Annotated in this window: 13 protein-coding genes; 8 read left to right on the top strand and 5 right to left on the bottom strand. The window is 58.6% G+C overall.

Annotated elements, in window-relative coordinates:
• Nucleotides 1–3: 3 nt before the first annotated feature.
• From BN874_RS19015 to BN874_RS19005, 3 genes are all read right to left on the bottom strand, one after another.
• Nucleotides 4–1,113 carry an amino acid ABC transporter permease gene (locus tag BN874_RS19015; protein WP_034435934.1) on the bottom strand — a complete coding sequence of 370 codons (1,110 nt, stop codon included), beginning with the start codon at nucleotides 1,111–1,113 and terminating at the stop codon, nucleotides 4–6.
• 3 nt (nucleotides 1,114–1,116) lie between these two features.
• On the bottom strand, nucleotides 1,117–2,298 hold the full coding sequence (locus BN874_RS19010) for an amino acid ABC transporter permease (RefSeq protein ID WP_051498098.1): 1,182 nt from the start codon (nucleotides 2,296–2,298) through the stop codon (nucleotides 1,117–1,119).
• 85 nt (nucleotides 2,299–2,383) lie between these two features.
• Nucleotides 2,384–3,406, bottom strand: coding sequence for an amino acid ABC transporter substrate-binding protein (locus tag BN874_RS19005; RefSeq protein WP_034435933.1), 1,023 nt, complete (start codon nucleotides 3,404–3,406; stop codon nucleotides 2,384–2,386).
• Nucleotides 3,407–3,659: 253 nt separating this feature from the next.
• Here BN874_RS19005 and BN874_RS19000 point away from each other — a divergent pair, with 253 nt between their 5' ends.
• The 8 genes from BN874_RS19000 to BN874_RS18965 all read left to right on the top strand — a co-directional run bounded on the left by BN874_RS19000 (nucleotide 3,660) and on the right by BN874_RS18965 (nucleotide 11,001).
• On the top strand, nucleotides 3,660–4,235 hold the full coding sequence (locus tag BN874_RS19000) for a TerD family protein (protein WP_034435932.1): 576 nt from the start codon (nucleotides 3,660–3,662) through the stop codon (nucleotides 4,233–4,235).
• Nucleotides 4,236–4,312: 77 nt separating this feature from the next.
• Nucleotides 4,313–5,017, top strand: coding sequence for a TIGR00266 family protein (locus tag BN874_RS18995; protein ID WP_034435931.1), 705 nt, complete (start codon nucleotides 4,313–4,315; stop codon nucleotides 5,015–5,017).
• A gap of 14 nt (nucleotides 5,018–5,031) precedes the next feature.
• Nucleotides 5,032–6,078, top strand: coding sequence for an ATP-grasp domain-containing protein (locus BN874_RS18990; RefSeq protein WP_195912229.1), 1,047 nt, complete (start codon nucleotides 5,032–5,034; stop codon nucleotides 6,076–6,078).
• The gene (locus tag BN874_RS22975; RefSeq protein ID WP_051498081.1) at nucleotides 6,024–7,070 is read left to right on the top strand and encodes a CgeB family protein; all 1,047 of its coding nucleotides are present in this window, start codon (nucleotides 6,024–6,026) and stop codon (nucleotides 7,068–7,070) included. The genes BN874_RS18990 and BN874_RS22975 overlap by 55 nt, the downstream gene beginning before the upstream one ends.
• Before the next feature lie 10 nt (nucleotides 7,071–7,080).
• The gene (locus BN874_RS18980) at nucleotides 7,081–8,226 is read left to right on the top strand and encodes a phosphoribosyltransferase domain-containing protein (protein ID WP_034435929.1); all 1,146 of its coding nucleotides are present in this window, start codon (nucleotides 7,081–7,083) and stop codon (nucleotides 8,224–8,226) included.
• Complete coding sequence (locus BN874_RS18975; RefSeq protein ID WP_051498080.1) at nucleotides 8,211–8,948, top strand: HAD family hydrolase; 738 nt, start codon at nucleotides 8,211–8,213, stop codon at nucleotides 8,946–8,948. Before BN874_RS18980 ends, BN874_RS18975 begins: the two co-directional genes overlap by 16 nt.
• Nucleotides 8,945–10,030, top strand: a complete 1,086-nt coding sequence (locus BN874_RS18970) for a cysteine protease StiP domain-containing protein (protein WP_230314495.1) — start codon at nucleotides 8,945–8,947, stop codon at nucleotides 10,028–10,030. The genes BN874_RS18975 and BN874_RS18970 overlap by 4 nt, the downstream gene beginning before the upstream one ends.
• Entirely contained in the window at nucleotides 10,027–11,001 is a 975-nt protein-coding gene (locus BN874_RS18965; RefSeq protein WP_081756526.1) for an HpcH/HpaI aldolase/citrate lyase family protein, read from the top strand. Before BN874_RS18970 ends, BN874_RS18965 begins: the two co-directional genes overlap by 4 nt.
• Before the next feature lie 21 nt (nucleotides 11,002–11,022).
• Here the strand turns inward: BN874_RS18965 and BN874_RS24780 are convergent, their stop codons facing one another.
• Together BN874_RS24780 and BN874_RS18960 are read right to left on the bottom strand one after the other, a co-directional pair.
• Nucleotides 11,023–11,220 (bottom strand): hypothetical protein, encoded by a 198-nt coding sequence (locus tag BN874_RS24780; protein WP_154725029.1) that lies wholly within the window; start codon nucleotides 11,218–11,220, stop codon nucleotides 11,023–11,025.
• A 48-nt stretch (nucleotides 11,221–11,268) separates the two neighbouring features.
• A complete protein-coding gene (locus BN874_RS18960; protein ID WP_034435926.1) occupies nucleotides 11,269–12,669 on the bottom strand; it encodes a D-2-hydroxyglutarate dehydrogenase in 1,401 nt (466 codons plus the stop codon).
• Nucleotides 12,670–12,687: the final 18 nt, after the last annotated feature.

The raw sequence follows: 12,687 nt of genomic DNA, 5'->3' as shown, positions 1-12,687 counted from the left end.
CCTCTAGCGTTTATGGCCGGTATGCAGGCGTTTTTCCAGACTGTGGCTGTAGCGCGACATGCTGAAACAGAACAGCCAGTACACTGCGGCAGTGAAGACATAGCCTTCGGTGGAAAAGCCCAGCCAGTCAGGATTGGTTGTGGCATTGTGGACAATGTTCATCAGATCGAACAAGCCGATGATGAGGACCAGCGACGTATCCTTGAACAGAGCGATAAAGGTGTTGACGATACCGGGAATCACCAGTTTCAGCGCCTGCGGCAAAACGATCAGCCCCATCGTTTTCCAATAGCCCAATCCTAGCGCGGCAGCGGCTTCGATCTGGCCTTTGGGAATGGCCTGCAAACCGCCGCGCACCACTTCAGCCATGTAAGCGGCCTGAAACAGGGTAATCCCGATCAGCGCCCGCAACAGCTTGTCGAAGCTCACTCCGGCGGGCATAAACAGCGGCAACATCACCGAGGACATAAAAAGTACGGTGATCAGTGGGACGCCGCGCCAGAACTCGATGAAGGTGACGCACAAGGTTTGAATAGCCGGCATCTGTGAGCGCCGACCGAGCGCCAGCAATACGCCCAAGGGCAGAGCCGCCGTCATGCCCACTCCGGCAATCACCAGCGTCAATAGCAATCCACCCCATTTGCTGGTTTCCACCGTCGCCAGACCCAACAGGCCGCCTTTGAATAATACGAAGGCAATCACGGGATAAATTGCCAGCAGGCTTAATCCCAGCCGCATCTTGATTTTACCGGGCACGCTGCGAATGAACAGCGGCGCGGCGCTCAGGATGAGTACGACTAAAGCGGTTTTCACCCGCCAGCGTTGATCATCCGGGTAGAAACCGTACATGAATTGCTCGAAGTGAACCCGGATGAAGACCCAGCAGGCACCGCCATCCGCCGGGCAGTCAGCGCGGTTATCGCCACTCCAATGCGCATTCCAGAGTACCCAGCGCAGCAGTGGCGGGAGGGCGGTATAAAGCAGGTAGACCGCCAGGATCGTCAGCACGATATTGAGCGGCGAGGAGAACAGATTGCGGCGCAGCCAGCCGATGACGCCGATGGTACTGACCGGCGGCGGCAGATCGGGATGGGGAATATGAGCTTCAGCCATGTATCAACGCTCCACCAGGGCGACCCGCCGGTTGTACAGGTTCATCAGCAGCGAGATCAACAGGCTGATGGTCAGGTAAACCGCCATGGTAATCGCGATGCATTCAATTGCTTGCCCGGTCTGGTTCAGCACGGTGCCAGCAAAGGTCGATACCAGGTCGGGATAACCAATCGCGGCAGCCAGCGACGAGTTCTTGGTCAGATTCAGGTATTGGTTGGTCAGGGGTGGGATGATGACCCGTAGCGCTTGCGGCAGGATGATCAGCCGTAAGGTTTTGCTGGAGTTGATACCGAGCGAAAACGAGGCTTCGGTCTGGCCGTGGCTGACTGCCTGAATTCCGGCGCGGACAATTTCGGCGATGAAGGCAGCGGTGTAGAGCGAGAGGGCCAGCAGCAGCGAGGCCATTTCCGGGATGATCACCCAGCCGCCCCGGAAGTTGAAACCCTGCAATGCCGGGTATTGCCAACTGAGCGGTGAACCGGTCAGCCAAAAGATCAACAGCGGTAGACCTAGCAGTAGCGCCAGCACGGTCTGGAAAGTCGGGAATTGCTGGCCGGTCGCCATTTGCCGCTGATGCGCCCAGCGTGAAAGGAGGATGACCAAAACTACCGCGATTCCAAGCGCCACCAGCACCCAGCCAAAGCCAGGCTGGAATTGCGGCGCGGGCAGATACAAACCGCGAATGTTCAGGAATGCGGCTTCACCGAGACTGAAGCTCTGGCGCGGTGCCGGCATCGCCCGCAGCACCGCGAAGTACCAGAAGAAAATTTGTAGCAGCAGCGGGATATTGCGGAAAGTCTCGATATAGGCCAAGGCCAGCCGGGAAATCAGCCAGTTTTTGGACAGCCGGGCGATGCCGATGATGAAACCGAGCAGGGTCGCGAAGATAACGCCCAGCACCGACACCAGCAGGGTATTAAGTAGCGCCACCCAGAACACCCGACCATAGCTGGAACTCTCGGAGTGGGGGATCAGGCTCTGGACGATGCCGAAGCCGGATTGCGAAGACAGAAAATCGAAGCCGGAGGTAATGCCTAATTGGCGCAGATTAGTCTGAGTATTTTGGAAGATGTACAGCCCAAAGGCGACGGTGGCCACGAGGGCGATGATCTGGAACGCAATCGCCCGCACTTGCGGGTTATTCCAGATCGGCGGCTTGACCGGGGTGGAGATCGACTCGGTCATGGGGTTCCCGGAAATTTGAGTGAGATCCTGCATGAAAACGCCCCTCGCCCGCATCGGGGAGAGGGGTTGAGGGTGATTGCCGCGCTCAGCGCATCGGCGGCGCGTATTGCAGACCCCCTTGATTCCACAGCGCGTTCAGGCCGCGCTCGATCTTGAGCGAGCTGCCCTTGCCGACATTGCGCTCGAAAATCTCGCCGTAGTTGCCGACCTGCTTAATCACTACCGCCATCCAGTCATTCGCCAGACCAAAATCCTTGCCTTTATCGCCCTCGACACCGAGCAGTCGCTTCACATCAGGATTGGTGGATTTCTTCATCTCCTCGACATTTTTGGAGGTGATCCCCAGCTCTTCGGCATTGACCATGACAAAAAGCGTCCATTTGACAATATCGAACCAGTCGTCGTCACCGTGACGGACCACCGGCCCCAGCGGTTCCTTGGAGATTACGTCCGGCAGCACGATGTAGTCATCCGGCTTGGCCAGCTTGATCCGCTGGGCATAAAGCTGCGACTGGTCGGAGGTCAGCACATCGCAGCGGCCCGCTTCCAGCGACTTGGCGCTTTCGTCCGATTTGTCGTAGCTGATTGGGGTGTATTTCATCTTGTTGGCGCGGAAGTAGTCGCTCAGATTCAACTCGGTGGTGGTGCCAGCTTGGACGCAGACGGTGGCGCCATCCAGCCCCTTGGCGTTTTTGACCCCCAGTTTCTTGTTCACCAGAAAGCCCTGACCATCATAGTAGGTGATGCCGGTAAAGTTCATCCCTTGGGCGGAGTCGCGGCTGGAAGTCCAGGTGGTGTTGCGCGACAGCACGTCAATTTCGCCGGATTGCAGGGCAGTGAGACGTTCTTTGGCCGTCAGCGGGGTGAACTTGACTTTGGTGGCGTCGCCGAACACTGCTGCGGCGACAGCGCGGCAGACATCCACATCAATGCCGTTGTAGTTGCCTTTTTCATCGGCGTAGGAGAAACCGGGCAGGCCATCGCTGACCCCGCATTTAATGAAGCCGTTTTTCTTGATACCGTCCAAAGTGACGCCGGCTTGAACCATGCCGGTGGTGGTGAGTAGCAGTACCGTAGCAGCGGTAGTGAGGGTTTTGATCGGAATCATGCGGTATCTCCTGGGGATGAGTGGATGAAGCGGCTGCTTTTTTAGTATTAACCGGACAGGGCTAAAAAAATATAGTAGAAGCGTGCTGAATCCGAATGATACTGGGGTGGATCGAAGCGATCAGGGATTGGCGGCATGGCTCACCCACCGGTCTGGACGACAGCCACTGGGTCTGCCTGTGACCTTGCAGGGTGTTCCCCGTGGTAAAATCAAAGAGCTTTTAAGATCAACCGTGGATAGAGAGGGCTACATCATGGCAATCAGTCTGCAAAAAGGCGGCAACGTCAATCTGAGCAAGGAAGCGCCGGGCCTGGCCAAGATTAAGGTCGGATTAGGCTGGGATACCCGCGCCACCGATGGCGCAGCGTTCGATTTGGATGCCAGCGCGTTTCTGGTCAAGAGCGATGGCAAGGTGCGGGACGATAGTGATTTTGTGTTTTATAACAACGCTAAAGGTGCCAGTGGCGCGGTTGAGCATGGTGGTGACAATCTCACCGGCGCTGGCGAGGGTGACGATGAAATTATTCGGGTGAGCTTGGCGCTGGTGCCGGAGGAGATCGCCAAAATTGTGGTCGCGGTGACGATCCACGAGGCCGAAGCGCGTCGCCAGAACTTCGGCCAAGTCAGTCAGGCGTTCATCCGTATTGTTAATGAAGATAATAGCCAGGAGATCGCCCGCTATGACCTGAGTGAAGATGCGTCTACCGAAACCGCGATGATCTTTGGCGAGGTCTACCGCAACGGAGCCGACTGGAAGTTCAAGGCGGTTGGACAAGGCTTTGCCGGCGGTCTGGGGCCGCTGGCGCGGGCGCATGGCGTGAAGGTTTGAGGCTGCGGGCGGGGAGTTTCGCGCTTCCTGCCCTCAGCTTTGACCGACGAGCCGCGAAATCACGCTGAGAGACGACCATGACGGCGTTCACAATCACGGGTGATGTTGATCCCTTTCTGCATGTCTCCTTACGCAAGGGCGAACGGATTTATTGTGAATCCGATGCCATGGTGATGATGGAAGACACCCTCGATTTGTCCGGGCGGATGACCGGGGGGTTGATGAGTGCGCTGATGCGCCGCTTCGCCAACGGCGAGTCTTTTTTTCAGCAGCATATCGAAGCGGTTCGGGGCGACGGGGATTGTCTGCTGTCGCCGATGCTGCCGGGAGCGATGCAGGTGTTGGAGGTCGGGGTGACCAGCTACCTCATTAGCGATGGCGCATTTTTGGCCGCCGAAAGCGGGGTGGATCTTCGCGCCCGTGCGCAAAACATCGGTAATGCCCTTTTCGCGCAGACCGGCGGTTTTTTTGTCGGCGAGGCGACCGGTCAAGGCAAGTTGGTGGTATCCGGCTTTGGCTCCAACTTCATTCTGGAGGTCGTGCCCGGCCGGGATATGGTGATTGATAACGCCCATGTAGTGGCGTGGGACAGCCGTTTGCACTACCAGATTTCGGTGCCCAATCAGAGTAGTGGGCTGCTCGGTCGTCTGATCAATAGCGCGACCAGTGGCGAAGGCATCGTCCTGCGCTTTTCCGGGCAAGGCAAGGTGGTGATTAGTTCCCGCAACCGCAATGCCTTCAAGAGTTGGATCGGTGCCGGAATCGGCGGGAGCCGCGCTTAGTGGTTCGGTCGGCTTTGACGACCCGCTTACTGCTGACTCGGGGCCTGTCCAACGTCCGTGATGCCATTGATCTGATTCATGGGGTGATGGCGCCGGATGAGTTTCATTTGGGCGCGGCCTACGCCACCGAATATACCCCGCTGCGCCGGGTGGCCGATTCCTTTGTTCTCGAACCGGATGATCCGGAACCGGGCGCCTATATCGAGTGGCTGCTGGCGTTGTGCCAGGAACGGGATTTCGCCTGGGTCTGGCCGCAAAGCCGCTGGTCGCTGTTGCTGAACCAGCAGTCCCGGTTTGCGGCGGCCGGGGTTCAACTTATCTTGCCGTGCCCCGATACCGATACGCTGGATGCGGTGCAGGATAAAGCCCGCGCCAATGCTCGACTGGCCGCCACTGGAGTAGCGCTGCCCCAAACCCTGCCGGTCACCACTGCCGCCGACTTCAACGCCGCCTTAGCGATTCTGGGCGACAACGGCACGCGGCAGGTCTGCGTCAAGCCAGTTCGTTCCATCTATGGCCTTGGGTTCCGCCGGATTGATGACCGCAAGCGCCCACTCGACCGGTTTTTAGCCAACGATTGCTACACCTTGGGCAGCGCCGAGTTTGCGGATCTGCTGGTTGCCGCCGCCGGCCAGCGTCCGTTTCTGGCGATGGAATATCTGGCCGGCGATGAGCGCTCCATCGATTGCCTGGCGCATCAAGGGCGGTTGGTGCGTGCGGTGGTTCGGCGCAAGCCGGCGAACGCGCATGGCCGCTGGCAACTGATTGAGGACGACCCGGAAGGACGGGAGATCGCCCGCCATGCTATTGCCGCATTGAGCCTTCATGGATTGGTCAATGTGCAAACCCGCGAGCGATTGCATCCCGATGGCCGGCGCGAGCAATGCTTTCTGGAAGTGAATCCGCGCATGTCGGGTGGGATGGATATGGCCTGTCAGGCGGGGTTGAATCTGCCGTATTGGCTCCTGCGATTACTCGTCGGTACGGTGGAGGAGGCCGCTATTCCGTGGCCGAGCGCCGGCGTGCGGGTGGCGAAAATCGAGCGGGCGGTGGTGGTGTGATAACAGCGACGGCCCGGAGACCCGCCCGGATTCTGTTACTCGGCAAGCGCGGCAGTCTGGTGTTATGGCTGGAAAACCTGCATCGCGCTTGCATCCGGCTGGGCCATGCCACCCAGGTTTTTGCTATCAACGGCGATAGCCTTGGTTCGCGGCTGCGGGTCAAGTGGCAGGGGCGCGACTCGGCCAGCGCTGATTGGATGCTGGCCCGCTTCGAGCGGATGCTGGCGTGGTTTCGTCCCGATCTGGTGCTGGTGGCTGGCGTGTTTGGGGTACCGCCGGCTTATTACCGGATGCTGTACGCACTGGCCCGGCGCCCACTGATTGCCGGTCTGGTGGGTGACCGGTTTCCGCTGGACTGCCGCGAGCGGGCCAATAGTTGCGACCGGCTCTATTTCACCGATACCCGCTTTTTCCATGACGCTGAAGCCGCTGGTTTCACCACGACGGGTCATTATTTGCCGCTGGCGGTAGACCCGGAGTTGTTCGCACCCGGCACTGCTGCGCGTCATCCTGAACTGCTGTTTGTTGCCAGCCGCACCCTGTTTCGTGAAGCGGTAGTGCGCGCTCTGGATGCGCCTGCTCTCGTCATTGGCACCGACTGGAGCGGGCTGGCGCGCGACGGAATTCATCGGGTGCAGAATCGAAAAATCAGCCGCAACGCGCTCATCCGACTCTATCAACGTCATCGGGCAGTATTGAACATCCGTAACGAAGCTAATGTAGAACACGGTTTGAATCAGCGCAGTTTTGAGCCGCTGGCCTGCGGCGCACTGGTATTGAACGATGATCTGCCCGACTTACCGCGCTGTTTCGAGCCGGGCCGGGAAATTCTGGTGTATCGGGATACCAATGAACTCAACGCGCTGGTGGCGCGGTTGCGCCGGGATCCGGCGGTTGCGACGAGCGTGGCCGAGGCCGGTCGCCGGCGAGTGTTGGCCGAACACACCTATGGTCATCGAGTCCGCGCTATCCTCAACGATCTGAGTCTGTGACGGAGCGGCCATGCGAAGTCTGACCCTACCGATTCAAGCCGGACGGATGATGATCACTACCCGGCGTGAGGAACTGGCGCTGGAGGATTGTCTGGCCGGCGCCACCCGCCAGAATCCGAAGCGACACTACCTGTTTGTCAGCAAGGTGTTGGGCAAGCACTGGCCGGTTCGGCCCCGGGTGATGCGCGATGTTCACCGGCGCCTGGCTGAGAAAATGGCTCATTTGCCGGGGCCGCTGCTCGTCATCGGGATGGCGGAAACGGCGACGGCGTTGGGGCGCGGCGTGGCCGAGGAAGCCGCGCTGCAAACCGGGCGTGACGATATTTTGTATCTGCAAACCACCCGCTGTCGGTTGTCGCGCCCGCTGGCGTTCGGTTTCGACGAGTGCCACAGCCACGCCCCGGATCATGCGGTCTATCTGCCCGATCCGGCGTTGCAGCCGCTGTTTCGGGCGGCACGAACCCTGGTGCTGGTGGATGATGAAATCTCGACCGGACGCACCTTGGCGGAATTGGCCCGCGCCTGTTTGCGGCTGAATCCGGGCATCGAGCAGATCGCGCTGGTCTGTATCACTCACTGGCTGAGCGTCACGCAGCAGCAGCAATTGACGGCGCTGCTGGAACGTCCGCTGCTGTTCCCGGCGTTGATCGAGGGTAGTTTCCAATTTGAGCCTGATCCGCGATTCCCAGCGCCGGTTTTGCCATGGGTGATAGGTCATCCGAATCGTAGTCACGATGACATAGCGACCGATTCAGCGCGCACCGGTTTAATTGCGGGACGTTGGCGCACGAATTCTCTTTCCCAGTGGGAGAGTGTCAGGGCGAGGGGGAGGAAGGATCAGCCGTTGGCGATCATTGGCACTGGCGAGTATGCCTATACGCCCTTTCGGATGGCCTTGGCGCTGGAAGAACAAGGCTACGACGTGCGTTATCAGTCCACCACCCGGTCGCCGATTCTGGTTGGCGACGCCATTGCCTGTCGGCGAGAATTTCTGGACAACTACGGCGATGGCATTCCCAACTATCTCTATAACCTCGATCCGGTCCGGTTGCCGGTGATCGTTTACGAACATCCCGCCATGCTGGCTGCGCATTCCCTGGCGGACGATCTGGGCGGTCTGGCGGTTGCGGTGGAGGAATCATGCCGCGCATCGTGATTTTTCTCGACCTCGACGACACTATTCTGCAAACCGCGCCCAAGTGTCCGCCCGGTGAGGCGGTCATACCGGCAGCAATGGATCGCACCGGTCGGGCGCTGTCATTTATGACCCGCGCCCAGCAGCGCTTGCTGGCGTTCTGGCTGGATCAGGGTACGGTGATTCCGGTAACCGGCCGCACCGATGATGCACTGGCGCGGGTGAATATTGCGTTCACCTCCTGGCGCATCACCCATCACGGCGCGGTCATCCGCCAGCCTAACGGATTCCTGCCGACCTGGTGGTATACCCAGGTGCGCCCGTTGCTGGTAGCGGCGCAACCGCTGTTGTGGAGTCTCGCCGCCCGCTTGACTACTGACGCCACAGCGGGAGGTTATCGGGTGAGCAGCCATTCGGTTGATGAATGGCTAACCTATGTCTCGGTCAAGTCCAATGATGAGGGCGTGGCGCTGGTGCGGGTGCGGGCGCAGTTGCAAAAGGTCGGACTGCCGCCGGAATTGACGTTGCACTGCAACGGCAACAATCTCGCGATCACGGTCAAGGGTGCGCAAAAGCAGGATGCGGTGCGCCGGGTGGTAGCGGAACTGGAACGGGACGGGCCAATTGTGACGATTGGTGCTGGTGACAGCCTCACCGATATCCCCTTTTTGCGGGCCTGCGATTTCGCTCTGGTGCCCAAGGACAGTCAGATTCAGACTGAAACCTGGAGCGGGTCCCGTTGACGACCCCATTTTCCGGCAGCTACCGTCCCGAAGATACCGTGTTTCTGCTCAAGCCGATGGCTATGGAGACGGTCGATGTGGCGGCCAAGGAACGCCTGATTCAGTCCGGCCAGCGCCATTACAGCGAGATGCTGGCGCCGGAGCGGGCACCGGACCTGCGTTATCTGGAGCTGTTCGAGGCGCTGACCGTCCGTTACGCCCGGCGACTGGCGACGGAGATTATGGCGCTGGCCTGTCATCTGATGGCAACGCGCCCCCGGCAAATTACGGTGGTGTCGCTGGCCCGCGCCGGGACTCCGATTGGCGCGCTGTTGACTCGCGCTTTGCAGCAACAGGGTCGGGCGGATGCCCGCCATTACTCGATTTCCATTATCCGCGACCGGGGAATTGATGAGAATGCACTGGCGTTTATGTTGCGGCAGGAAGGGCGGGAACCGGCAGGATTGGCCTTTGTGGACGGTTGGACTGCTAAAGGGGTGATTACTGAGGAGTTGCGGCAAGCGCTACGGCATTGGAACGCCCGCCAGCCTGAGCAACTGACTGAGGCGCTGTATGTGGTGTCCGATATGGGCGGTGTCGCTGATGTGGCTGCGACTTACGATGATTACGCTATTCCCAGCGGCATTCTCAATGCCACCGTTTCTGGCTTGACCAGCCGCTCGATTCTCAATGCGGCTATTGGCCCGGAGGATTTTCACGGTTGCGTGTTTTACCCGGAGTTTGTCCAGCATGACCGTTCCAACTGGTTTCTCGATCGGGTTGCTGAGCATTTCGCCAGGGCTAAACCGATTGAAGTGCGCCACGATCCCGGTACACGATTGGATCGCCGGCGGCTCATGGTGGAGTTTCTGGTGCGCATCCATGCCGATTACCGGATTAGCGACCGCAATTTCGTCAAGCCGGGTGTCGCCGAAGCGACTCGGGTTTTATTGCGCCGTTTGCCCGATTTATTGCTGCTGCGTGATCTGGATCATCCTGATGTTGAACATCTTCGGCTGCTGGCTAGGGAAAAGCAGGTGCCTATCGTTATCGATTCAACCATGCCGATTCATGCTACCGCCCTGATTAAGGATTTATCATGAGCGTCATCCCTGTTGATTTCCGTGCTTTGCAGCATGGTGATCTGGATAATCTCACCGCCGAATGTCAGGAGTCTCAACCGGCCCTGTCAGCCATCCATTTGGGAGCATCGCTGTATGTGCCCGCCAGTCGTCCCGATTTGGCGGCTGTTGCCAGCAGCTCGAAGTTTCCGGAATTGCGGTCGGTGATTTTTTGCACCGAGGACGCAATCCACGAACGGGATTTAGAAGCGGCGCTCATTCATTTAGCGGCGCTGTTACCGGAGTTGAAATCGGGACCGTTACTGCGTTTTATCCGCCCGCGTAGTCCAGCGGTCTTGCGGCGCTTATTGCGGATGGAAGGAATTGAGCGAATTCACGGCTTTGCGCTGCCCAAGTTTGGCCCGAATACGTTGAGCGACTGGCTGCGGGTCTGGGATGACCGACACAGCCACTATCTATTGCCGATCCTGGAAACGGCTGAGGTGTTTGATCACCGGAAGATGGAGTTGCTGCGTGACCGGTTGGAAGACAGCGGACTCAGTGAGCAGGTGCTTGGTTTGCGAATTGGTGGCAATGATCTACTGGGTTTGCTTGGCATCCGTCGGGGGCGCGGCGCGACGATTTATGACACGCCGTTGCGGGGCGTTATCGCCGATCTGGTGTGTATTTTTCATCCAGCGGGGTATCGTTTGAGTGCCCCGGTATTCGAGCGTCTGGATATGCCGGAGGTGTTAGCGCGTGAGGTGGAAGCCGATTTGCAGTATGGCTTGATCGGCAAGACCGCGATTCATCCGGCGCAAATTCCAGTCATCGAAGCGCTGTACCGGGTTTGCCGCGACGACTATGAGATGGCCTCGGCGGTGCTGGCGCCGGATGCCGCAGCGGTATTCAAACGCTGCAGGACCTTCTGCGAGCCGGCCACTCATCGGCGCTGGGCGGCGGGAGTGTTGGAACGGGCGCGGGTTTTTGGAGTAGATGTAGGGTGTAATTAATTGAATTAAAAAAATAAATTCTTATGGCTTGGCGTCGTGCTTGGGTTGGTGTTCGCCGCACCAATCCGAGGTTTTGACGGTCGGCCAGATCGCTACAGGACGCGGGTCGGTATCGGCGTAGGCTAGGGTGGCGACCGGGGGCAGGCGGCGGCAACGTCCTTCATAGCCTGATTGGCCAAAATCGCCATACCGACAGGTTTCGCAAGTCCGGTTGACCATAAAACCGTCGGTTGGGCAGTGAAGGCTGAGTGAGACCAACCGACGATATCAATCAAAAATCTTTCCTGGATTCATGATCCGGTTCGGGTCAAAGACTTGCTTAATCGCCCGTAAATAATTCACCTCGGTCTCGTCGCGGGTGTAATGCAAGTACGGCTTCTTGGTCAGGCCGACGCCGTGTTCAGCGGAGATGCTGCCGCCGTGGCGCTGCAAGATCGCAAACAGATGTTCACTCACCGCTCCACACTTTTGCGCAAAGGCGGTGGGGTTCATGCCCACTGGTTTGAGAATGTTGATGTGCAGATTGCCATCACCAATATGTCCGTACCAAAGCACCTCAAAATCCGGGTATTCCTGCGTCAATAGTGTATCCGCCTCGGCTAGAAAATCTGGAACCCGCGAAATTCGCACCGATACATCATTTTTATAGGGCTGATATTCGGCGATGGATTCACTGATATCTTCACGTAGTCGCCATAATTCCTTGACCTGACTCTCACTCTGACTGATAACGCCATCGGCCAGCCAGCCCTGTTCAGCGCAATGTTCAAACAGTGCCAGCGCAGTATCGGTATGCAGTTGCTCTGGATTTTCAAACTCGACCAGTACGTAGTAGGGCGTTTCGGTATCAAATGGGCGATGCAGACCTTTTTTCAGCACATGGCGTAAGGCTCTTTCCGAGAAGAACTCAAAGGCGCTGAGTTCCAGCTTATTACGGAGAATGTGATAGAGCGACATCACGCTATCTAAATCCGGTACTCCCAGCACCATCACACTCGGCTCGCGCAAGGGTCGGGTCAGCTTCAGGGTCGCCTCGACGATGATGCCCAGCGTACCCTCGCTGCCGATGAATAGATGCCGCAAATCATAGCCGCTGGCATTCTTGATTAGGCCCCGATTGAGATCGAGTAGATCGCCGCACCCGGTCACTACTTTCAGCCCGGTCACCCAGTCGCGGGTCAGACCATAGCGGATGACCTTGATGCCACCAGCATTGGTGGCAATGTTGCCGCCGATCTGGCTGGAACCGCGTGAGGCGAAATCTACCGGATAGTACAGGCCATGATCACGGGCGAAATTTTGCACTGCTTCGGTGACGACACCGGCCTGACAGGTCACGCTGCGGTCGGTCGGGTCGAAATCCAGAATCCGGCTCATGCGTTCTAGCGAGACCACCAGCTCGCCCCGACAGGCCACCGCTGCACCGCTCAAGCCGGTACGTCCACCCGACGGCACCAGCGCCAGTCGGTGTTCATTAGCGTAGCGCACCAGTTGTTGCACCTGTTCAACAGTGCCGGGTAGCACCACCGCCAGCGGATTCGGCGTATACAGCCGGGTCCAGTCGCGACCGTAGTTCAAACAACTGTCCGGGTCGCTACGCACATGAGCGGGTTCGATGAAGACGCGGATGCCGTCGAGCAGGGCGGCGGATTCATTCGGGGTGTGCATGGAGGGTCGCCTCGATTA

It is taken from the genome of Candidatus Contendobacter odensis Run_B_J11, assembly GCF_000531125.1.
In the GTDB taxonomy this organism is placed as follows: domain Bacteria; phylum Pseudomonadota; class Gammaproteobacteria; order Competibacterales; family Competibacteraceae; genus Contendibacter; species Contendibacter odensensis.
The sequence above is the reverse complement of the archived record's forward strand: the minus strand, read 5'-3'. Positions and strand labels throughout refer to the sequence as shown.